Here is a 21,878-nt window from a genome sequence, read left to right as displayed (position 1 = left end):
CTCACCGCTTCGCCTCTGCCGCGATCTGCAGCACCCTGCGGGCGAGCGTCACGTCGGCGTCCTTGCGGCCCATCCGCACCGCGGCCTCCGACATGGCGACCACGCGCTCGGGGTCGGACAGGATCGGCAGCACGTTCTGGATGATCCACTCCGGCGACAGGTCCGCGTCGTCGACCATGAGACCACCGCCCGCCTGCACGATCGGCTCGGCGTTGAGCCGCTGCTCGCCGTTGCCGTGCGGAAGCGGGATGTAGGCCGCGGGCAGGCCGACGGCGGTCAGCTCGGCACAGGTCATCGCGCCGCTCCGGCACAGCGCGAAGTCGGCCGCCGCGTAGGCCAGGTCCATCCGGTCGACGTACTGCAGCACGACGTACTGCGGGTCACCGCGAGGCGGCTCGTACTCCAGTGTGTTCTTCGGGCCGATGACGTGCAGCACCTGCACCCCCGCCCGGCGCAGCGCGGCGGCGGCGCCCAGGGCGGCCCCGTTGAGGGACCGCGCGCCCTGCGAGCCGCCGGTGACCAGCAGCGTCGGCAGGTCGGCCTCAAGACCGAACCAGGAACGCGCCTTGTCCCCCATGGAGAGCCGGTCCAGCCCCACGATCTCCCGGCGAAGCGGGATGCCCACGTGCTGCGCCTTGGGCAGCGGCGTGTTCGGGTGCCCGGTGAACACGTGGTCGGTGAGCCGGGCGCCCAGCCGGTTGGCCAGGCCCGGCCTCGGGTTGGCCTCGTGGACCACGATCGGCACACCACGTCTGCGCGCCCCCAGGTAGGCGGGGGTCGCCACGTAACCGCCGAAGCCGACCAGCACGTCGGCCTGGACCCGCTCCATGATGCTCGCGGCCGTGTTGATGGCCCCGGCCAGGCGTCCCGGCACGGTGAGCAGCTGGGGCGTGAGGGCCCTGGGCAGCGGGACGGCGGGCACGAGCTGTAGCTCGTAGCCCCGGGCGGGCACCAGCCTGGTCTCCAGGCCGCGCTCGGTGCCGAGGCAGGTGATCCCGATGTTCGGGTCCAGTTGGCGCAGCGCGTCGGCCAGAGCCAGCGCCGGTTCGATGTGACCGGCCGTCCCGCCGCCTGCGAGGACCACCCTCATGTCGGTCCTTTCACTTATCGTCTCTCTCGGGCCGGCCGTCGTTTCCGCGCCGGACCACCCAGGCCAAGCCAGCTTAGGCCCCGCGCAACCGGTCCGGGGCCACGCAGGGCGAGAGCCTCGCGCGCTCCGGGTTCCTGTTTGGCGAAGGAGAGCAGCATGCCGAGGGCGGCCAGGGTCGGCAGAAGCGCCGACCCTCCGTAGGACACCAGGGGCAACGGGATGCCGGTGATGGGCAGCACCCCGATGACCGCCCCGATGTTCACGATCGCCTGCCCGGCGATCCAGGCGACGGCGGCCGCGGAGGCCAGACGGACGAAGGGGTCCTTGACCCTGGTCGCCACCCGCAGTCCCGCGTAGCCGAGCAGACCGAACAGGGCGATCACCACGAGGGTGCCCATCAGGCCGAGTTCCTCACCGAGGATGGAGAAGATGAAGTCGCTCTCCGCGTGCGGGAGTCTGCCCCACTTCGCCCTGCTCGACCCGAGTCCCAGCCCGAACCAGCCGCCGCTGCCGATCGCGATCTGTCCCTGGACCGCCTGGTAGCCGGTCGTCTGCGCGTTGGCCCACGGGTTGAGCCAGCCCTCGATGCGGTCCGAGCGGTAGCCCTCGGTGCTGATCATGATGACGGTCGCGAGCGAGGCGACCGCCAGTACGCCGCCGAACAGCCGCAGCGGGGCGCCGACCACCCACAGCAGCGACAGGAAGATCAACAGCAGCACCAGCGTGGTGCCGAGGTCGCTGCCCAGCATGACCATGACGGCCAGGATCACGGTGCCCGGCATCAGCGGGATGAACAGGTTGCGCCACTCGATCATCCCGCCCCGCGCCTTGCGGGCCAGCAGGTCGGCGCCCCACAGCAGCAGCCCCAGCTTGGCCGGCTCCGAGGGCTGCAGATAGACGGGGCCCAGGTCGATCCAGCGCTGCGCGCCGAGCTGGGAGGTGCCGACGAACAGCACCAGGACCAGCGCGAGCACCGACAGGACCATCAACGGGTATCCGGCGAGCCTGAAGAACCGCTGGGGCAGCAGCGAGCAGATCCACATGAGCGGGATGCCGAGGCCGACCGAGATCGACTGCTTGAAGAACCAGTAAAACGGGCTCCCCATCTCCTGCATGGCCTCGATGCTCGACGCGGAGAGCACCATCATCAGACCCAGGGCCAGCAGCAGCGCACTGCAGCCGAGGATCAGATAGTAGGAGGTCAGGGGACGGTTGAGCAGCTCACGGAAGGCGGTCAGGTGCTCGTGTGTCCTCGCCGTCCCCCCGGCCTCCGCGCGGCGCGCGGTCCTGCGGCGCCCGACGTCCTCCTGCGCCGCGGTGCTCACTCCGGCCCGCCGTCACGTCCGTCCGCGAGCCGGTGTACGGCCCGCGCGAACGCCTCCCCCCTCGCTGGGTAGCCGGCGAACATGTCGAGGGAGGCTCCCGCCGGAGCCAGCAGCACGGTGTCCCCGGGGGCTGCGAGCCTGGCGGCTTCGGTGACGACGCGGTCCATGACCCCAGTGTCTTGCCCCGCCACCTCAACCACCGGAACATTCTCGGCGTGTCGCGCCAGAGCCTGACGAATTCGCTCACGGTCGGCGCCCAGCAGCACCGCGCCACGCAGACGGGGGGCGGCCCGCCGTACCAGGTCGTCCACCTCGGCGCCCTTGAGCTGCCCTCCGGCGACCCAGACGATCGACGGGTAGGCGGCCAGGGAGGCCGCGGCGGCGTGCGGGTTGGTCGCCTTGGAGTCGTCCACGTAGTCGACCTCGCCGACCCGGGCGACGTGCGCGATCCTGTGCGGGTCGGGGACGAAGTCCAGCAGGCCCCGCCGTACGGCCTCGGGGGGGACCCCGTAGGACCTGGCCAGCGCCGCGGCGGCCAGGGCGTTGGCCACGTTGTGCGGCGCGAAGGGCCTGACGTCGGACAGGGAGGCGAGTTCCTCGGCCGCACGGACCGGGTCGGCCACGAAGGCCCGGTCGACGAGCAGGTCCTCGACCACCCCGACCTGTCCCGGCCCCGGCACGCCAAGGGTGAACCCCACCGCCCGCCCCTCCCCCAGGTACGGCAGCGCCAGCCGGGCGGGCCAGTCGTCGTCGGCGTTGTAGACGACCGTGCCCGCCCTGGCGAAGATCTCCCCCTTGACCCGGGCGTACTCCTCAAGGGAGCCGTGCCAGTCGATGTGGTCGGGGGCGACGTTGAGCAGGGCCGCGGCGTGCGGGGCCAGACCCGGCGAGCGGTGCAGCTGGAAGCTGGACAACTCGACCGCCAGTACGTCCCAGGGGCCGGTGACCGCCTCGACGACGGGGGTGCCGACGTTGCCGACGGCCAGCGCCCGGTGCCCGGCGGCCTTCAGCATCGAGGTGAGCATCCTGACCGCGGTGGTCTTGCCGTTGGTGCCGGTCAGCGCCAGCCACGGCGCGGCGCCCTCGGGCCGCAGCCGCCAGGCCAGCTCGACCTCGCTGACGACCTCGACGCCCGCCCGCGCCGCGGCGAGCATCAACGGGTGACCCGGCGGCCAGCCGGTGGTGACCACCAGGCCGGTGCCTTCGGGAAGCTCCTGCGTGGAGGCGCCGAGGCGGACCTCGACGCCCGCCTCGGCCAGCTCGGCCGCGGTCTTCCTGACCCGTTCGCCGTCGCCGCTCTCGACGACGACCACCTTCTCTCCCCTGGCGGCCATGGCACGGGCGGCGGCGGCGCCCGAGACTCCGAGTCCGGCGACGCAGATCATCACTGCTTCGGCATCCATTCCACGTAGAACAGTCCGAGACCGGCGGCGGCGCACAGGGCCGCGATGAGCCAGAAACGGACCACGATGGTCGTCTCGGCCCAGCCGGACAACTCGAAGTGGTGCTGGAGGGGGGCCATTCTGAAGACGCGTTTACCCGTCATCTTGAACGAACCCACCTGGATGATCACCGACAGGGTGATGAGCACGCACATACCGGCCAGGATGATCAGCAGGAGCTGGGTGCGGGTGGTGATGGCCAGGCCCGCGATCACACCGCCCAGCGCCAGCGACCCGGTGTCGCCCATGAAGATCTTGGCGGGCGGGGCGTTCCACCACAGGAAGCCCAGCAACGCGCCGAGCACGGCCGCCGCGACGACGGCCACGTCCAGCGGATCACGGACCCAGTAGCAGTTGGGACCGAGCTGGGTGGTGCAGTTGTTGCGCAGCTGCCAGTTGCCGATCAGGACGTAGGAGGCGAGCACGACGCCGGTCGCGCCGCTGGCCAGGCCGTCCAGGCCGTCGGTGAGGTTCACCGCGTTCGAGAAGCCCACGATCATGATGAGCACCCAGATCGTGAACCCGACGATGCCGATGGAGGGCCCGAAGTCCCGCAGGAACGACACGCGGGTGTCGGCCGGGGTGATCAGGTGGCCGTCGGGGAAGCGGGTCACCAGGATCGCGAAGACGGCGCCGACGATGAGCTGGCCCAGGGCCTTGGCGCCGCTGCGCAGGCCGAGGCTGCGCTGCTTGTAGATCTTGATGAAGTCGTCGAGGAAACCGACCGCGCCCAGGCCCGTCATCAGGAACAGCACCAGGCTCGCGGAGGGGGTCGGCAGGGTCCTGCTGTACAGGTGGGCGCAGGTGAAGCCGAGCAGCGCCGCGATCACGATGACGGTTCCGCCCATGGTCGGCGTGCCGCGCTTGTCGTGGTGGCCGGAGGGCCCCTCCTCACGGATGCTCTGGCCGTAGCCTCGCCTGGAGAACAGACGGATCGCCAGCGGAGTGCCGAACATCGACAGCAGCAGTCCGACCGCCGCCGCGATGAGGATCTCCATCATTGGCGCTCACCCCCGGTCAGGGCCTGCGCGACGCGTTCGAGGCCGGTGACGCGCGGCCCCTTGATCAGCACCACGTCCCCTGGGGCGAGCAGCGCCTCAAGCCCGGCCGAGGCCTCCTCGACGTCGGCCACGTGAACGACTCTGGTCGGTCTTCCCGGCAGCGCCTGCCGAGGTGCCCCCGGTGGTGCCCCCGCCTCGGGCGCGTCCGTGACGGACGCCGCGCCCGCCAGGACCGGGGCGGCGTCGGAGCCGACCACGAACAGGGCCTCCAGACCTGAGCTCGCGGCCATCCGCCCGACCTCGGCGTTCAGCGCGTCGCCGTCCTCACCGAGCTCCCGCAGGGCGGCGATGACCGCGAACCTGCGCCTGCCGCCCGCCAGGGCGTCCAGGGCGCCGAAGGCCGCGCGCATGGAGTCGGGGTTGGCGTTGTAGGCGTCGTTGATCACGGTGACGCCGTCCGGCCTGTCGCTGACCGCCATCCGCCAGCGGCTGCGCGGCTCGGCCTCTGACAGTTCCTCGGCGATGGCGGCGACCGGCAGGCCGAGCTCGTAGGCGACGGCCGCGGCGGCCAGCGCGTTCTCCACTGCGTGCTCGCCGTACAGACGCAGGGCGACCGGCGCGGTCCCCGACGGGGTGCGCAGCGTGAAACGGGCACGGCCCCGCTCGTCGAGGGTCACCTCCTCGGCGCGCACCGCCGCCCGCGGCCCCCTGCCGAACCAGGTGACGCGGGCGGCGGTGCGCCCGGCCATCCCGGCGACCAGCGGGTCGTCGGCGTTCAGTACGGCCACGCCGTCCGCGGGCAGTGCCTCGACCAGCTCACCCTTGGCCTGCGCGATGGCCTCCTTGCCGCCGAAGACGCCCAGGTGGGCGGTTCCGACGTTGAGGACGACACCGATCCTGGGCGGCGCGATGCGGGCGAGGTCCGCGATGTGACCCGCGTGCCTGGCGCTGAGTTCGAGCACCAGGTAACGGGTCTCCTCATCGGCCCTCATGACGGTCAGGGGGTGGCCGATCTCGTTGTTGAACGACTCGACGGGGGCGATCGTCGGACCGAGCCTGGCGGCGAGCCGGGCCAGCAGGTCCTTGGTCGTGGTCTTGCCCGCCGACCCGGTCACGCCGATGACGGTCGCCAGCGGCAGCTCGGCGGCCACGGCGGTGGCCAGCGCGGCGAGCGCCGCCAGGATGTCGCCGACGACGACCGCGGGGGCGTCGACGGGCCTGGAGGCCAGAACCGCGGTGGCTCCCGCCTCGACGGCCCCGGCTGCGAAGTCGTGCCCGTCCGCCCGCGTGCCCTTGATTGCCACGAACAGCGACCCCGGCTCCACGGCCCGGGAGTCGATGACGACCGGGCCGCGCACCACGGCACGGGGATCGGCCATGCCGGCGAGGGCGCCCGAGGTGATCTCGGCGATCCTGGCCAGCGGCAACGGGATCATGATGAGTCTTCCCTACTCTCCATACGTGCTTGCGTGCCCGGGCCGGTCGCGTCGCCTGACGATCGCGTCGGCGACGACCCGCCTGTCGTCGAACGGGAGCACCTGGTCCCCGACGTACTGGCCCTGTTCGTGCCCCTTGCCCGCCACGACGACGACGTCGCCGTGGCCCGCCCCGGCGACGGCGAGGTCGATGGCGGCGGCCCGGTCCGGCTCAATGATCACATGTGCGCGTTCGTGCGGGGACACGGCGAGGGCCCCGTCCAGCATCTCGGCGAGGATCCGCAGCGGGTCCTCGGAGCGCGGGTTGTCACTGGTGAGGATGGCCACGTCCGCGAGCCTGGCCGCCGCCTCCCCCATCATCGGCCGTTTGCCCTTGTCGCGGTCACCGCCACAGCCGAGCACCACGGTCAGCCTGCCCGTGGTGACCTCGCGCAGGGCGTTCAGCACCGACTCGACCGCGCCGGGTTTGTGGGAGTAGTCGACGATCGCCTGGAAACCGTCGCCGCCCGGCACCCGTTCCATCCGGCCCGGCACCCCGGTCAGCGTCGCGACGCCCGCGATCGCGGCGCGCAGCGGCGCCCCCGACTCGACGAGGGCGACGATCGCGCCCAGCGCGTTGGCGACGTTGAACGGCCCCGGCAGGGCCACCGTCGCCTCCTCCTCGACACCTCCCGGGCCCACCACGCGGAAGGCGCTGCCCTCGGCGTCCAGGCGGACGTCCACTGCCCGCCAGTCGGCCTCGGCCGCGCCCGACGCGGAGAAGGTGGTCATCGGGATCTTGCCGACGGCCAGGAGCTCCCGGCCGTGGGCGTCGTCGATGTTGACGACACCCACCCGGCTCATCTCCGGGGTGAAGAGCCGGGTCTTGGCGGCGAAGTAGTCGTCGAGGTCCTTGTGGAAGTCGAGGTGGTCCTGCGACAGGTTGGTGAACAGCGCGACGTCGTAGAAGACCCCGTCGACGCGGCCCAGCGCCAGGGCGTGGCTTGAGACCTCCATCGCCGCCGCCGTCACGCCCTGCTCCCGCATGAGGGCGAACAATCCCTGCAGGTCGCTGGCCTCGGGAGTGGTGAGCTTCGGGGTGAGGCACAGCTCGCCCGCGTGGATCTCGACGCCGCCGATCAGGCCCGCCCGGTGGCCCGCGGCCCGCAGCCCCGCCTCCAGCATGAAGGCGATCGTGGACTTGCCGCTTGTCCCGGTCACACCGATGACCGTCACGGCGTCGGCGGGCCTGCCGTACACCCAGGCGGCGACCCTGCCGAGGACGGCGCGTGGGTCCGGCACGACGAGGACGGGCAGGCCGGTCGCGGCCGCCGCCTCACGCCCGTCGGGGTCGGTCAGGATCGCGCAGGCTCCCGCGGCCAGAGCCTGCGCGGAGAAGTCCGCGCCGTGGGAGGTGTTTCCCGGCAGGGCCACGTAGAGATCGCCGCGCTGGACCTGACGCGAGTCGATGGTGACCCCGGAGACCGGGGCCAGCGGCGCCCGTGACGCGCCCGAGGGCACGCCGAGCAGGCTCGCCAGTCCCGAGAGCGGGCGGGATGAGTTGTTCGAAGGTCGCATGGACGACGGGAAACGCACGGCGAGAGCGTACCTTCCCTGCTCATTCCCCGGCGCGTATCCGCACCGCGGGCGGCTTGGTTCCGGTCGGCGGGATCTTCTTGCTCTTCAACGCGAACGTCATCACTTTCTTGAAGACGGGAGCGGCGATCTCCCCACCGTAGTACCCCCTGTGGGGGTCCTGGACCACCGCGAGAACGACCAGGCGGGGCTTGTCCGCGGGGGCGAAGCCCACGAATGTCGCAGTGTATCCACAGTAGCCCTGACATTTGGCGTCATAGCGCATCGCGGTACCGGTCTTACCGGCCACGCGGTAACCGTCGATGGCGGCGAGGTTACCGGTGCCCTCCTCGCTCACGGCGGCCTCGAGCATGCCCGAGATCTGCGCCGCGGTGTCCTGCCCGATCACCCGGGTCCGCCCGGCGGGCGCGGCGGGGGTGAAGGCGCCCTCTGCGCCGGTCGTCCCCGCCACGATCTGCGGGGTCACGCGTACCCCGCCGTTGGCGATGGTCTGGTAGACGCTGGCGGTCTGCAGCGCGGTCACCGAGACGCCCTGGCCGTAGGCGACCGTGCAGCGCTGGCTGCCCGACCACTTGCGCCAGTCGGGCAGCAGTCCCGCCTCCTCGCCCGGCAGGCCGGTGCCCGGCCTGGTGCCGAAGCCGAAGCGCTTCAGCATCTCGTAGAGCTTCTGGTCGCCGACCTTCTGCGCGGCCAGGATCGTGCCGACGTTGCTCGAAGTGGCCACGACACCGGAGAAGGTCAGCCGCTCGACCGGGTGCGGATGGGAGTCCCTGAGCACCTGGTCGGCGCAGCGGATGTTGTCCCTGACCGAGAACACGCTGTCCGGGTTGACCGCCCCGGACTCCAGGGCGGCCGCGGCCGTGATGACCTTGTTGGTGCTGCCCGGCTCGAACACGTCCGTCACCGAGCGGTTGACCCAGTCCTCCGGAGCGGTCTTCTGCCAGTTCTTCAGGTCGAGCTCGGGCGCGTTGGCCATGGCGAGCACGTGCCCGCTCTGCGCGTCCAGGACGATGGCGCTGCCCGTGCGCGCGCCGACGGCCTTGACCTGGTCGGCGATGGCCTTCTGCGCGGCCCACTGGATGTCGCGGTCGATGGTCAGGCGCACGCTACCGCCGTCCACCGGCGTCTGCAGCGTGCTGCCGGTCATCGGGATGCGCTGCCCCCCGGCGCCCGTCTCGACGAGTTGCTCCCCGTCACGGCCCGCGAGCAGTTTGTTGTAGGTGCTCTCCAGCCCGCTCAGGCCGCTGCCGTCGGCGCCGATGAAGCCCAGCAGGGTGCCCGCGAGGTTACCGCCCGGGTAGTCGCGCCGGTAACGGTGCTTGCTGCCGACGCCCTTGAAGTCACGGTCCATGATCCGCTGGGCGACGACGGGGTCGACCGCCGCCGCCACCTGCTGGTAGCGGCCGCCCGCGGCGAACTTCGCCATGATCTGCTCTTTGGGCACACTGAGTTCCGCGGCCAGGGCCGTGGCCACCCGGTCGCGCTGCTGCGGGGTGGTCACCACGCCGGGGTCGACGAAGATCTCGCGCGCCTCCAGGGTCAGCGCGAGTTCGTGGCCGTTGACATCGGTGATCGCCCCACGCCGTGCGGGCAGCTTCTCCGGCCTGATCCGCTCGGCCGCCTTGGCCGCGTAGACCTTGGAGTCGAGGCCCTGGAGCTGGATCAGCCGCCCGGCGAAGATGGACAGCACGAAGGTCATCCCGATCAGGCCGATGCTGATCCGCCGTCCCGGGTTGCCCAGGCGCAGTACGGCCGGCGGACGCGCCGGAGGCCTGCCCCTGCCGGAGCCGGGATCACCCGTCCAGCCGGCTCTGGAGACGAGCCCCTGGACCATCTGGGAGAAGGGTGAGGGTCGCGGAGGCCTGGGGCCTCGCGGCGGGCCCGGTCTGCCCGGTGCCTCCGCGCGTGCCTGCCCCGCCGCCCTCGGTCGCGCGGGGCCGCCGCCCACCGGCCCCGGCCCGGACGCCAGCGTCCGGCGCGCCTGGCGTGCCTGCCCGGGGGGAGGGGCCTCCGCCCGTGACCCGGTCGTTCTGGGGCCCGCCGGCCTGCCGCCCCGCGTGGAGCCGTCCTGGGGGGTTGCCTGGCGCGGACGGCCCGGCTGCCCGTTCGCGGGCCTGCCCGCAGACCCACTCTGAGGTCCGCCCCGGCCGGCCGCCGGCCGTTCCTGACGCGGCCTGCCCGCCGGCTGGGACCCGGTGCCCCTGTTCGGGGAAGCGCCCTTGGAACCGCCCTGCTTACCGGGAACACCCGGCCTGCCCGATGCGCCCTCCGGGCGGCCCTGCCTGCCGGAGCCGCCCTGGGCTCCCTGCCCGCCCTGCCGTGCCGTACCGCCCGGCCTGCCGGTCGAGCCGTCGGGGCGTGGCCTGCCCGTACCGTCCTTACGGCCGGGGGCGCCTGGCCGTCCTGAGCCCTGCTGCCTGCCGCCGTCGTGGCCGCCCTGTCCCTCCGGGCGCCGGGGGCGGCCGGGCTCATCCTGCCCGTCCTGGCGGGGAGGGCGGCCCTGCGGCCCCGGCTTCCCCGCGCCGTCCTGGCCCGAGGGTCTGCCGGTACGGCCCGGCCCGCCCGGTCCCCTGCGGCCCGGGTTTCCGGCGGAACCGCCGCCCGAGCCGCCTCTGCCGGGTCTCGGACCCCGCCCGCCGGCCTCTCTCACCGGCCCGTGCCCGGCGCTCGCTCCTGCCCCGCGGGCGTCTGGCCGTCGTTTCCGGCGGCGCCCACGGGGCTCTCCCCCGCGGCCCCCACCGGGGCGCCCTCCTTGGGCGTTCCCGGAGTGGGGCGGCCGGGGACCATGACGTTCGGGTTGTCCCAGTCGGGTTCGAGTCCCTGCTTCTCGGCGTTGCCCGCGAGCCACTCCGGGGTGTCCATCAGGGCGTTCTGGTGCTTGAGCGACTCCTTCTTCTGGCGGAGCTGGTTGTTGCCGTTACGCAGCTCGGTGGCCCTGAAGGAGTCCTGGTTGAGGATCGTGTTCAGCAGCTGGAGGCTGACCAGGCCACCGCAGAGCAGGCCGATGACGAGCAGCACGAACGGCGTGCGCGGCGCCTTCCGCCCGCGGGCCGCGGACGGTTTGGCCGCCCCCGCCGCTGCCGTCGCGGGAACGTTCCTGGACGGACGCGTCCTGCGCACCTGGGGCATCGTGCGGGGAACGCGCGTGGGCCGCCCGCCGCGGACCGGTGCACCGCGGCGGACGTCTTGCTCACTCCTCGTCAACTGCCTCACGAATCCTCTCTGCCGCCCGGCACCGGGCGGAGGCGGCCCGCGGGTTGCGGGCGACCTCCTCTTCGCTCGGGAGCTCGGCTCCCCTTGTCAGGAGGGCGAACCGCGGCTGGTGAGCCGGCAGCGGGACGGGCAGCCCTGGAGGGCCCGTCTCCTTGGTCCGCGCCGCGAGGACCCGTTTGGTCAGCCGGTCCTCAAGGGAGTGGTAGGCGAGCACGACCACGCGCCCGCCGAGCGTCAGCGCGTCGAGCGACGCGGGGAGGGCGCGTTCCAGTGCCGTCAACTCCGCGTTCACCTCGATCCGCAACGCTTGGAAGGTCCTTTTGGCGGGGTTGCCCCCGGTTCGTCGAGTGGCGGCGGGGATGGCCTCACGGACAATCTCCGCAAGCCGCTTAGTCGACGTTATGGCCTCCTTGGCCCGTTCCTTGCCGATTAGGTGCGCGACACGCGGGGCGAATCGCTCCTCGCCGTAATCCCGGAGAATCCGGATCAGCTCGGGGATCGGGTAGGTGTTGACCACGATCTCCGCGGTCAGCTCCTGCCCCCCGTCCATCCGCATGTCCAGCGGCGCGTCGTAGGAGTAGGCGAAGCCGCGCTCGGCCTCGTCGAGCTGAGGAGAGGAGACACCCAGGTCGAACAGCACCCCGTTGACCCGGGGGCGCCCGAGGTCGGCCAGCACTTCGGCCAGCTCGTCGGAGACGGCCTTGACCAGCGTGATCCTGTCGGCGTACGGCGCGAGCCTGGCGGTGGAGCGTTCGATGGCGGTGGGGTCCCGGTCGATTCCGACCAGGTGCAGCGCGGGGTGGGCCGCGAGCAGTGCCTCCGCGTGACCGCCGAGGCCGAGGTTGGCGTCGACCACGACGGCGCCGGGTCCGGAGAGCGCGGGCGCCAGCAGCTCAAGCACCCGGTCGAGCATCACGGGAACATGGCCGCCCCGGCCCTGGGAATCCCTCTTGTCGTCTTCGGCGCGCATGAAGCGCCAACCCCCCTCTCGCCGCGTCTCCCGCGCGGTCACGCGGCGGACGCCCATCGGTGTCTTTCTCCTGGCTCCCACCCCCGGGGGCCGTCCGGCCAGGTCCCCATCCGCACCCGCTTTCCGTCGCCACCTGACACCGGGGAAGGTGCATCAGCTGACGAACATGTGGTTGCGGGTGGAGACCTCGCCGAACGACGTTTTCACCGATGAGTCGACCGTGCAGTCACAGAATCCCTGGCAGCACCTCCTCCGACAGGTCGGAGAATGCCTGTTCCTGGTCGGCCAGGTACTTGTCCCAGGCCTGGGCGTCCCAGATCTCCAGCCGGGTGTTGGCGCCGATGACGGCGCAGTCACGGCTGAGTCCGGCGTAGTCGCGCAGGGCCTGCGGGACGGTGACCCGACCCTGTTTGTCGGCGACCTCGTCGGAGGCGCTCGCGAAGAAGACGCGGCTGTAGTCACGGACCGCCTTGGCGGTCACCGGCGCTGTGCGCAGAGCCTCGGTTATGCGCTGGAACTCCTCTACGGGGAAAACGTAGAGGCAGCGCTCCTGGCCTTTGGTGATCACCAGACCCTCCGCCAGCTCCTCACGGTACTTCGCCGGCAGGAACAGCCGTCCCTTGTCATCGAGGCGCGGGTAGTGGGTGCCGAGGAACATCGGCCTCACCTCCCGTGCCTAGCGGAGCACCTGGCGCTGTGGCCCCTGCCCTCCACTGCGCACCACCATACTCCACTTCTCTCCACCGTCAACTGATTCCGCGGCTCTTAACGACGGGTTTCGCCGCCATTTTCCCAGCTCAGAACAGGTGGAGCGGAGTGGAGGGGCAAGGCGCCTCCGGTATGTCACGGGCGTGTCGAGAAGGTAAGCGATAGTCGGACAATCGAGGAATGAACCAATCGGCGGCACCGCAGAGGGAAAGTGGAGCGCGCGACCGCCGGAAGGCCTTGCCCCACGGCCCGTCACAAGATCCGGACACGTCCTCCACACGAACAGAACGCTCAGCTCACACACTGTGGCTGTCCACCCGGAAACAGCCCTAATACCCACATAGAGTCGCTCTGGAACCTCGGGCGTCGTAGTGTCGGTACGCACAATGGAAAAGGGCCTATAAAGACCCCCAAATACCAACCCCCGGCGTGAAACCGCCGCAGCTTCATGGAGGCCTGGTGGCAGTAACCCATGACATCTCACCTCGGCTCGATGATCTGGTCGTCACGGCGCATCGCATCCGCCAGGCGATCGAGTCGGTGATCGAGGGCAAGGGGGACGCCGTCCGCCTGACCTTGACCGTTCTCCTCGCGGAAGGGCACCTCCTCATCGAGGACGTGCCCGGTGTCGGCAAGACGATGCTCGCCAAGGCCCTGGCCCGTTCCATCGACTGTCCGGTCCGCCGTATCCAGTTCACCCCCGACCTGCTGCCAAGTGACATCACGGGGGTCAGCGCCTACAACCAGCAGACCCGGGAGTTCGAGTTCAAGCCCGGCCCGGTCTTCGCCAGCATCGTGGTCGGGGACGAGATCAACCGCGCCTCGCCGAAGACGCAGTCCGCGCTGCTCGAATGCATGGAGGAGCACCAGGTCACCGTGGACGGCGCGACCTACGCGCTGGAGAGCCCCTTCATGGTGATCGCGACGCAGAACCCCATCGAGATGGAGGGCACCTACCCCCTCCCCGAGGCGCAGCGCGACCGCTTCACCGCCAGGATCGCGATGGGCTACCCCGAACCCGGCGCCGAGCTGGAGATGCTCGACGTTCACGGGGCGGCCTCGCCGCTGGACAAGCTGGAGCCGGTCGCCACGACCGCGGAGGTGCGGGCGCTCATCGAGGCGGTGCGCGCGGTCTACGTCTCGCAGCCGATCAAGAAGTACGCCGTCGACCTGGTGACCGCGACCCGGCAGAGCCCCGAGCTGCGGCTGGGCGCCTCCCCGCGCTCGACCCTGCAGCTGGTCAGGGCGGCCAGGGCGCACGCCGCGCTGGCCGGGCGTGACTACGTCATTCCCGACGACCTGCAGGACCTGTGCGTCCCGGTGCTGGCGCACCGGCTGCTGCCCAGTGTCGAGGCCCAGGGGCAGCGCCGCATGCCGGAGCAGGTGGTGGCAGACCTGGTTCGCCGGGTGCCCGTGCCCGAGGTCCAGACGAAGTGACCTCGGGCCTCAGAGCGCTCACCGCCCGCGGCTGGTCATTTCTCGCCTCCGGCGCCGCGGCGCTGCTGTGCGCCTTCTTCCTCGGCGAGCACGACCTGCTCAGGATCGGGGTGCTGATCATCTCGCTGCCGCTGCTCGCGGCGATGGTGGTCAGCCGCACCCGCTACCGGCTGAGCTGCGCGCGCCGCCTTGACCCGCCCCGGGTCCCGGTCGGCGGCGAGACCACCGTGACGCTGCGCCTGGAGAACGTCACCCGGCTGCCCACCGGTCTGCTGATGATCGAGGACACCGTCCCGTACGCCCTGGGCGCCCGTCCAAGGTTCGTCCTGGACCGGGTGGAGGCGCTGGGAATCCGCGAGATCGACTACCGGGTCAGGTCCGACCTGCGCGGCCGGTTCGGCATCGGCCCGCTCACCGTGCGGATCACCGACCCGTTCGGCCTCGTCGAGCTGACCAGGTCCTTCACCATCAGCGACACGCTCGTGGTGACGCCCCAGGTCGTCCCGCTGCCCCGGGTCCGCCTCTCCGGGGAGCTCGCGGGCGGGGGCGAGAGCCGTACCAGGAGTGTGGCGGCGGCCGGTGACGACGACGTCGCGCCGCGCGAGTACCGGCAGGGCGACGACCTGCGGCGGGTTCACTGGCGCTCGACCGCCAGGTACGGCGAGCTGATGGTGCGGCGTGAGGAGCAGCAGTGGCAGAGCAGGGGCGCGCTGCTGCTGGACACCCGCAGGTACGCCCACCGGGGTGAGGGACCCCGCTCCTCCTTCGAGGTCGCGGTCTCCGCCGCGGCCTCCATCGGGCTCCATCTGGCGCACGAGGGGCTCGGCCTGCGCCTGGTCACCGACCAGGGCGCGGAACGGCTTCCGGAGACCGGGCTGAGCTGGGCGCTGCTCGACACCCTCGCCGAGATGCGCACCAGTTCCGCCCGCTCCCTGGAGTACGGCGTGGCCGCTCTTCGGCAGGGCGGCGGCGAGGGCCTGATCGTCGCCGTGCTCGGCACGGTCGACGCCGAGCAGGCCCGGGAACTGGCCCGGCTCAGGCACGGCAACATGACCGGGGTCGCCGTGCTGCTGGACGTCGCCGGCTGGGAACGGCCGGAACTCGGCGAGGATGCGGGCCACCAGGCGGCCCAGGCCGTGCTGGCCGGGGCCGGATGGCGTGTCGTGCCACTGCCCTCTGGCGCGACGATCGCGAACGTGTGGCCGAAGGCGGCGCAGGGCGGGCGATTCGTACTCAGTGGGGGCGGCTCATGAGACTTCCGATCGCGGCGGGCGCGGCGACCATGGCGGTCACCGTCTCGCTCTACCCCCTCTTCCAGGGGGGCGCCTGGTTCTGGGCGAGCCTGGGGGCCGTCGTCGTCGTGACGGCGGTCGGCGTACCGGCCAGCCGCTACAGCCTGCCGGGCTGGCTGGCGCCGCTCGGCCAGGTCGTCGCTATCTGGATCTATCTGACGGCCGTCTTCACCCCGGAGAAGGCGTGGGGCAGGGTCGTCCCGACCAGGGAGTCGGTCGTCGCGCTGGCCAGGATGCTGGTCGCCGGCTTCGCCGACATCCAGCGCTTCGCGGCGCCCGTGCCCGCGACGACCTCCATCACCCTGCTGACCTGCGGGGGCGTCGCCCTGATCGCCGTCCTGGTGGACCTGCTCGCCTCCCGCGCGCGCAGGGCGGCGCTGTGCGGGCTGCCGCTGCTGGCGCTGTTCACCGTCCCCGCCGCGGTGGCGACCGAGCCGGTCAGCTGGCCCGCGTTCATCGTCGCGGCCGCCGGCTACCTCGGGCTGCTGGTCGCCGACGGCAGGGAACGCGTGGGTCACTGGGGCAGGGCCGTACTGGTGCGCCGTGCCTCGGTGACGGCGCGGACCGTCGCCGACGTCGGCCCGCTGCGCCTGTCCGGCAAGCGCATCGGGCTCACCGCGGTGGTGCTGGCCGTCCTGCTGCCCGCGCTGCTGCCCACACTCGAACCCTCCCCGCTGTTCGGCTTCGGCGTCGGCAACGGCAGGGGGAAGGGCAACAACTCGATCAGCATCTCCAACCCGATCGTCGGCCTGCGGGGTTCGCTGTCGCTGCCGGCCAACGCCGACGTCCTCAGCTACACCACCAGTGACAACCTGCCGCGCTACCTGCGGATGTACTCGCTGGACATCTTCGACGGCCAGCAGTGGACGATGGCGGGGCCCAGCGGCCTTCCCGAGGACCGGATCTCACGCGGGCCGCTGCCCCCGCCTCCCGGTCAGAGCCGTGAGACGCCCGTCGCGACCGTGACGACCAGGATCACGGTGAGCAAGACCCTCAAGGGGCTGGAGTTCCTGCCGCTGCCGTACCCGCCGAGCCGCATCGGGATCGAGGGCGACTGGCGGCCGGACCGTGACTCCCTGATGGTCTTCTCCACCGAGGACACCGCGGAGGGGATGACCTACACGGTCGTCAGCGACGAGCCCAGGCCGACCGCGGAGAGGCTGAGGTCGGCCGCGGCCGCGCCCCAGCAGATCACCGACCGTTACCTGCAGCTGCCCAGGGACCTGCCCAGGGAGGTCAAGGAACTGGCGGCGAGGGAGACCAGGGACGCGAGGACCCCCTACGACCGGGCGGTCCGGCTGCAGGAGTTCTTCACCAGCAAGGGCGGCTTCGTCTACACCCTGGCCGCTCAGGGACACGGCGGGCAGGCGCTGACGGACTTTCTGATCCGCAACAAGGCCGGATACTGCGAGCAGTTCGCCGCCGCGATGGCGGTGCTGGCCAGGGTGCTCCACATCCCGGCCAGGGTGGCCGTCGGCTACACCGGCGGCAGCAGGGTCGGCGACCACTGGCAGGTGGGCACGCACGACTCCCACGCCTGGCCCGAGCTCTACTTCGAGGGGACGGGGTGGCTGCGCTTCGAGCCGACCCCCACCGGTCTCACCGGGCAGGGCAGCGCCACGGTTCCCTCCTACAGCCGCGCGCGGGCGGCGAACGAGCCCGGCGACCAGCCTTCGGCCGCTCCCGCGATCGGTTCCGGCTCCTCCGACCTGGCCAACGGGTCGGCGAGCAACCCCCGCAACCGCAGGCCCGAGCTCGACTACGGCGGCAGCGGGCCCATCGTGGTCGAGGAGGAGACCCCTCTCGCGGTCAGGATCGGCCTCGGTGTCGCGGCCGTGGCGTTCATCGTGCTGATCCCGGCGATGCTGCGGCTGCGGCTGCGCGGGCACCGCCGCCGGATCTGCTCCCGCGCGGCACGACCGGCCGTCGTTCTGGCGGAGGCGCCGGGAACCGTCACGGTCAGGACGGGACTGTGGAAGCAGGCGACGACGGCCGTCTGGGCGGAGCTCGGTGACACGCTGTACGACTACGGGGTGTCCCGCGCGCCCAGTGAGACCCCCAGGGCACTGGCCGTACGGCTGAGCGCCCAGCACGGGTTCGACGCGGACGCGGAGGCCGCCGTGACGCGGATCGCCGCCTCGGCCGAGCGGATGCTCTTCGCCAGGACCCCCGGCGAGACCGGCTCCCCGCGTGAGGACCTGCGCGTGGTACGGCGGGCGCTGGCGGCCTCCGCGCCCCGGGGCAGGAGGATCCGCGCGGTGCTGCTGCCGCCCTCGACGCTGACCGGGATGCGGACCCTGGGCACACGTCTGCTGGACGTCTTCGACCGGCTGGAGAACCTCCGCCTCACCGGCAGGAAGGCCTGACCCCCACCGCGGAGCGCCCACACGCCCGCGTCCGGACAGACCCGGGCGCGGGCGTGGTCCGTTCGGCGGCACCGGCCGGGGACCGGTCGCAGGGAGGCGGTCACGGGGGACGGTTCGGGGAGACGTCCGGACGGCATGACCCAGGTGGCACGGTCCAGCCGGCACGGGACCCGGCCGGACTCCGTGCCCCGAGGGCGTGCCGTCCCAGAGGGTGCGGGGAGAGGCTCAGCGCTCGTCGTTACGACGGCGCCAGCGCTCCTCCATCCGCTCCATGAAACTCGGTTTGGGACCACTCCTGCGGCCCGCCCTGCCCGTCTGGCGGGAGGGGCCGCCGGCCCCTGAGGTCTCACCGAAGCCGTTCATGCGCTTCCAGCTGGACAGACCCCACAGACACGCGGCGAGCATGACCACGAAACCGCCGACTCCGAGCGGGATGTAGTTCACGACGCCGACCATCAACAGGACGACGCCCAGGACGAAGCCGATGGAGGCCTTCACCAGGCGGCGCTTGTAATGGCTGCGTGGATCACTGATCCTTACGGTATTGGCCCACTTCGGGTCCTCGGCGTAGAGGGCCTGCTCGATCTGGTCGAGCAAGCGCTGCTCGTGCTCAGAGAGCGGCACGGCGCCTCCCAAGGACAGCCCCAGTACGGGGAAGACGGTGACGGACGACACGGGGTGTCCGAACCTCGCGGTCGGTTATCCCCAGAATACGAGGCTGTAGACGTAGACGAAAGAAAACGTCCAACGTAGTCCAAACCGGAGGCGGTGTCATAGATCTATTTCACCAAACGACGGGCGAACAAGCGACGCCGGGAGCACCGCATCCTGACCGAACCTGCGGGCCGCCCTGTCCATCGCCTGCTCGGCCTCCCGCCAGCCCGTCTCGCGCTCCCCCAGGCCGAGTTGCCTGGTCACCCCGGCCGCCGGCACGAGGTTCTCGACCCGCACCCCGACCAGGCGCAACCGCACTCCCAGCAGGCCGGAGGCGCCGTAGAGGTCGCGGGCCGTGGCGTACAGGACGCGGGCGACGTCGGTCGGCTCTCTGAGGGTGCGGGACCTGGAGATGGTGGTGAAGTCGGCCCTGCGGAGCTTGACGCTGACCGTGCGGCCCGCGTGACCGGCCTGTCTGAGCCTGGCCGCGACCCGCTCCGACAGGCGCAGCAGCTCCCGGTGGATCCGCTCCGGGTCGTCGACGTCTGTGGCGAATGTCTCCTCGGCGCCGATGCTCTTGTCCGGCGTGTGCGGGGTGACCCGGCGCTCGTCACGGCCCCAGGCCAGCGCCGCCAGGTGGGTTCCCACGGCCTGGCCGAGCTCGTGCTGGAGGGTCTCGACGGGGATCCTGGCGAGGTCGCCGACCGTCCTGACGCCCAGGCGCGCCAGGGAGCGCTCGGTGCGCTCCCCCACGCCCCACAGCGCCGCGATGGGCAGCGGGTGGAGGAAGTCGACGACCTGGTCCGCGGGGACGACCATCAGGCCGTCCGGCTTGCAGTGCTGTGAGGCGAGCTTGGCCACGAACTTGCTGTTGGCGACCCCGACGGAGCAGGTGATCCCGTGCTCACCGGCGACCCGTTCACGGATCATGGCGGCGATCGCGGCGGGCGGGCCGAGCCTTCTGCGCGCTCCGCCGACGTCCATGAAGGCCTCGTCGGAGGCGATCGGCTCGACCTCGGGGGTGAAGGTCCGGAAGATCTCCATGACGCCCCTGGAGACCTCGGAGTACTTTCCCCGGCTCGGCGGGATGATCACGGCCCTGGGGCACAGGCGCCGGGCGCGGATCATGGGCATGGCCGAGTGCACCCCGAACCGCCTGGCCTCGTAGGTGGCGCTGAGCACCACCCCCCGCGGGCCGGGGGCGCCCACGATGACGGGCAGGCCGCGCAGTTCGGGGCGTTCACGCAACTCGACGCTGGCGAAGAAGGCGTCCATGTCGACGTGGAGGATCGGACAACCGGTGTCGTCCGTGCCCAGCGCCGAGACCGGACGCGGCACCTGCTGTTTCCTCGACACGAGGCCATTGTACGAGACACATGGGAACACACGTTCGGCGAGAACTCACTTTCTGCCGAGGACGTGGAGCTGGGTGGCGATGTCCCTGAGCACGGGGTGGGCCGCGGCGGCCTGTTCGAGGGCCACCAGGGCGCGCGCGGCCCCCGGCTCCCCGTCCAGCAGGCGGCTGGGCACCAGGTCGGCGAAGATCCGCACACCGTGGACCTCACCGGGGGTGAGCCCGGCGGCGGACAGGAGCACGGCCAGGGTCTCGCGGGTGAACCGCCGCGGCGTGGGGTCGCGGTCGCCCCAGCGCCCCTGCGGGTCGTCCAGGACCTGCAGTGCCTCCTCGAACCGGCCCGCGATGGAACGATGCAGGGCCGCGGCGAGCGGATTGGCGGCCAGCACGCTGATGGCGCCCCCCTCGCGCAGCAGGCCCGCGATGGCGCCCAGGGCGCCCGCCGGGTCCTCGACGTACTCCAGGACGCTGTGGCACAGCACCAGGTCCGCCCCGTCCGTGGGGAGGATCTCCTTCAGGTCGGCCGCGTCCCCCTGCAGGGCGCGAACGCCGACCCCGGCCTCTGCGGCCCGGCGTTCGAGCGCGGCCAGCGAGTCGGGGCTGGGATCGACGACGGTGACGGCGTGCCCGAGCCCGGCCAGCGGTACGGCGAAGCCGCCCGTGCCCCCTCCGGCGTCGACGATGTCGAGCCGATCCCTGCCGGTCGCGGCCACCCGGTCGGCGAGCACTGCCCGCAACACGTCCCACACGACGGCGGTGCGGACCGCCGGAGTGGCCGACGGGCGTGAGATGCCTACGGCGCGCAACTTAAGATCGCCTCCTCTTTCGCGGTACGAGCCCCAGCCTACGCCGGGCCGTACCCGGTGCCGTCCGGGGAGGAACCGGGGCCGGGCTCGATCTGCTCTTTCCCCGGCGCGGAAGGAGTTCGGACCGGGGCCGCGTGGTTCAGGAGGCCGGAGCGGAAAGGTCCGTTCACGGCTCCCGCGGGCGCGTCCATGGAGAGGACCGGAGAGAGGTCCTCCCCACGGATGTGACCTACAGCGCCAGGGACGGCTTGAGCTGCTTGAACCGGGCCATGAGGCCGTTGACGAACTGCGGGGACTCGTCGGTCGACAGCTCGGAGGCCAGCCCGACCCACTCGCTGATGACGACGCCCTCGGGCACGTCGGGCATCCACAGCAGCTCGTAGGTGCCGCCGCGCAGGAGGTTGCGGTCGACCGCGGGCATGCGGTCGAGCGTCCATCCCTCGGCGTAGGTGGTGATCAGCTCGTCGATGCGCGCGCGGTGCCTGCACACGCCCTCGACGATGGTCGCGGTGTACTCGTTGACGGGCGGCTCCGCCCTTTCGAGACGCTCGGCCAGAACCGCGAGCGGGTCCTGGCTGCGCGCCTCGGCCTCGAAGAGGATGTCCAGCGCGCGCCTGCGCGCCTTACCCCGTGCGGACATCAGGCGCGGCCGAGGTATTCGCCGGTGCGGGTGTCGACCTTGACCTTCTCACCGGTCGTGATGAACAGCGGCACCTTGATCTCGGCGCCGGTCTCCAGCTTGGCGGGCTTGGTGCCGCCGGTGGAGCGGTCGCCCTGCAGGCCCGGCTCGGTCTCGGCGATGATCAGGTCGACGGCCGCGGGCAGCTCGACGTAGAGCACGTTGCCCTCGTTGACCGCGACGGTGGCGAGCATGTTCTCCAGCAGGTAGTTGGCGCTGTCGCCGACGGCCACCCGGGAGACGTTGAGCATGTCGTAGGTCTCGGTGTCCATGAAGACGAACTCTTCGCCGTCCATGTAGGAGAACTGCATCTCGCGCTTGTCGACGTTGGCCACCTCGACCTTGACGCCCGCGTTGAAGGTCCTGTCGACGACCTTGCCCGACTTGATGTTCTTCAGCTTGGTGCGGACGAACGCACCGCCCTTGCCGGGCTTGACGTGCTGGAACTCCACAACCGTCCAGAGCTCACCGCCGTCGAGCTTGAGCACCAGGCCGTTCTTGAGGTCGTTCGTCGTCGCCACTAGTTTCTC

Annotated in this window: 18 protein-coding genes; 3 read left to right on the top strand and 15 right to left on the bottom strand. The window is 71.6% G+C overall.

Going from position 1 to position 21,878, the window contains the following annotated elements:
- Window position 1 precedes the first annotated feature (1 nt).
- From murG to mraZ, 10 genes are all read right to left on the bottom strand, one after another.
- Window positions 2-1,090, bottom strand: a complete 1,089-nt coding sequence (gene murG, locus ACIBVQ_RS03220; protein ID WP_352009002.1) for an undecaprenyldiphospho-muramoylpentapeptide beta-N-acetylglucosaminyltransferase — start codon at window positions 1,088-1,090, stop codon at window positions 2-4.
- 14 nt (window positions 1,091-1,104) lie between these two features.
- Window positions 1,105-2,415: a putative lipid II flippase FtsW gene (gene ftsW / locus ACIBVQ_RS03215; RefSeq protein WP_352009001.1), complete on the bottom strand. Its 1,311-nt coding sequence runs from the start codon at window positions 2,413-2,415 to the stop codon at window positions 1,105-1,107.
- The gene (murD, locus tag ACIBVQ_RS03210) at window positions 2,412-3,818 is read right to left on the bottom strand and encodes a UDP-N-acetylmuramoyl-L-alanine--D-glutamate ligase (RefSeq protein ID WP_362916547.1); all 1,407 of its coding nucleotides are present in this window, start codon (window positions 3,816-3,818) and stop codon (window positions 2,412-2,414) included. The genes ftsW and murD overlap by 4 nt, the downstream gene beginning before the upstream one ends.
- Window positions 3,800-4,858: a phospho-N-acetylmuramoyl-pentapeptide-transferase gene (mraY, locus tag ACIBVQ_RS03205; protein ID WP_352008999.1), complete on the bottom strand. Its 1,059-nt coding sequence runs from the start codon at window positions 4,856-4,858 to the stop codon at window positions 3,800-3,802. Before mraY ends, murD begins: the two co-directional genes overlap by 19 nt.
- Window positions 4,855-6,294: a UDP-N-acetylmuramoyl-tripeptide--D-alanyl-D-alanine ligase gene (gene murF / locus ACIBVQ_RS03200; protein WP_399175270.1), complete on the bottom strand. Its 1,440-nt coding sequence runs from the start codon at window positions 6,292-6,294 to the stop codon at window positions 4,855-4,857. Before murF ends, mraY begins: the two co-directional genes overlap by 4 nt.
- A gap of 12 nt (window positions 6,295-6,306) precedes the next feature.
- Window positions 6,307-7,851, bottom strand: coding sequence for a UDP-N-acetylmuramoyl-L-alanyl-D-glutamate--2,6-diaminopimelate ligase (locus tag ACIBVQ_RS03195; protein ID WP_362916594.1), 1,545 nt, complete (start codon window positions 7,849-7,851; stop codon window positions 6,307-6,309).
- Window positions 7,852-7,891: 40 nt separating this feature from the next.
- On the bottom strand, window positions 7,892-9,703 hold the full coding sequence (locus ACIBVQ_RS03190; protein ID WP_352008997.1) for a penicillin-binding protein 2: 1,812 nt from the start codon (window positions 9,701-9,703) through the stop codon (window positions 7,892-7,894).
- 812 nt (window positions 9,704-10,515) lie between these two features.
- Window positions 10,516-10,989: a hypothetical protein gene (locus ACIBVQ_RS03185; protein WP_362916551.1), complete on the bottom strand. Its 474-nt coding sequence runs from the start codon at window positions 10,987-10,989 to the stop codon at window positions 10,516-10,518.
- Between the two features lie 70 nt (window positions 10,990-11,059).
- Entirely contained in the window at window positions 11,060-12,052 is a 993-nt protein-coding gene (rsmH, locus tag ACIBVQ_RS03180) for a 16S rRNA (cytosine(1402)-N(4))-methyltransferase RsmH (protein WP_386189973.1), read from the bottom strand.
- Between the two features lie 226 nt (window positions 12,053-12,278).
- Window positions 12,279-12,710, bottom strand: a complete 432-nt coding sequence (gene mraZ, locus ACIBVQ_RS03175) for a division/cell wall cluster transcriptional repressor MraZ (RefSeq protein WP_352008994.1) — start codon at window positions 12,708-12,710, stop codon at window positions 12,279-12,281.
- Window positions 12,711-13,219: 509 nt separating this feature from the next.
- On the opposite strand from mraZ, the gene ACIBVQ_RS03170 reads away from it, so the two are divergent.
- The 3 genes from ACIBVQ_RS03170 to ACIBVQ_RS03160 are packed head-to-tail and all read left to right on the top strand — an operon-like array spanning window position 13,220 to window position 17,855.
- Window positions 13,220-14,197 (top strand): MoxR family ATPase, encoded by a 978-nt coding sequence (locus ACIBVQ_RS03170; protein ID WP_352008993.1) that lies wholly within the window; start codon window positions 13,220-13,222, stop codon window positions 14,195-14,197.
- The gene (locus tag ACIBVQ_RS03165; protein ID WP_399175266.1) at window positions 14,194-15,450 is read left to right on the top strand and encodes a DUF58 domain-containing protein; all 1,257 of its coding nucleotides are present in this window, start codon (window positions 14,194-14,196) and stop codon (window positions 15,448-15,450) included. Before ACIBVQ_RS03170 ends, ACIBVQ_RS03165 begins: the two co-directional genes overlap by 4 nt.
- Window positions 15,447-17,855 carry a transglutaminaseTgpA domain-containing protein gene (locus tag ACIBVQ_RS03160; protein WP_399175264.1) on the top strand — a complete coding sequence of 803 codons (2,409 nt, stop codon included), beginning with the start codon at window positions 15,447-15,449 and terminating at the stop codon, window positions 17,853-17,855. The genes ACIBVQ_RS03165 and ACIBVQ_RS03160 overlap by 4 nt, the downstream gene beginning before the upstream one ends.
- Window positions 17,856-18,080: 225 nt before the next feature.
- Here the strand turns inward: ACIBVQ_RS03160 and ACIBVQ_RS03155 are convergent, their stop codons facing one another.
- From ACIBVQ_RS03155 to efp, 5 genes are all read right to left on the bottom strand, one after another.
- Window positions 18,081-18,479: a DUF3040 domain-containing protein gene (locus tag ACIBVQ_RS03155; protein WP_352008990.1), complete on the bottom strand. Its 399-nt coding sequence runs from the start codon at window positions 18,477-18,479 to the stop codon at window positions 18,081-18,083.
- Between the two features lie 147 nt (window positions 18,480-18,626).
- Window positions 18,627-19,865 (bottom strand): DNA polymerase IV, encoded by a 1,239-nt coding sequence (locus ACIBVQ_RS03150; protein WP_362778577.1) that lies wholly within the window; start codon window positions 19,863-19,865, stop codon window positions 18,627-18,629.
- Window positions 19,866-19,910: 45 nt separating this feature from the next.
- Window positions 19,911-20,669: a methyltransferase domain-containing protein gene (locus ACIBVQ_RS03145; RefSeq protein ID WP_352008988.1), complete on the bottom strand. Its 759-nt coding sequence runs from the start codon at window positions 20,667-20,669 to the stop codon at window positions 19,911-19,913.
- Between the two features lie 229 nt (window positions 20,670-20,898).
- Window positions 20,899-21,309: a transcription antitermination factor NusB gene (gene nusB / locus ACIBVQ_RS03140; protein WP_352008987.1), complete on the bottom strand. Its 411-nt coding sequence runs from the start codon at window positions 21,307-21,309 to the stop codon at window positions 20,899-20,901.
- Complete coding sequence (gene efp / locus ACIBVQ_RS03135) at window positions 21,309-21,869, bottom strand: elongation factor P (RefSeq protein WP_352008986.1); 561 nt, start codon at window positions 21,867-21,869, stop codon at window positions 21,309-21,311. Before efp ends, nusB begins: the two co-directional genes overlap by 1 nt.
- Window positions 21,870-21,878: the final 9 nt, after the last annotated feature.

Source organism: Streptosporangium sp. NPDC049376 (assembly GCF_044466505.1).
In the GTDB taxonomy this organism is placed as follows: domain Bacteria; phylum Actinomycetota; class Actinomycetes; order Streptosporangiales; family Streptosporangiaceae; genus Streptosporangium.
The sequence above is the reverse complement of the archived record's forward strand: the minus strand, read 5'-3'. Positions and strand labels throughout refer to the sequence as shown.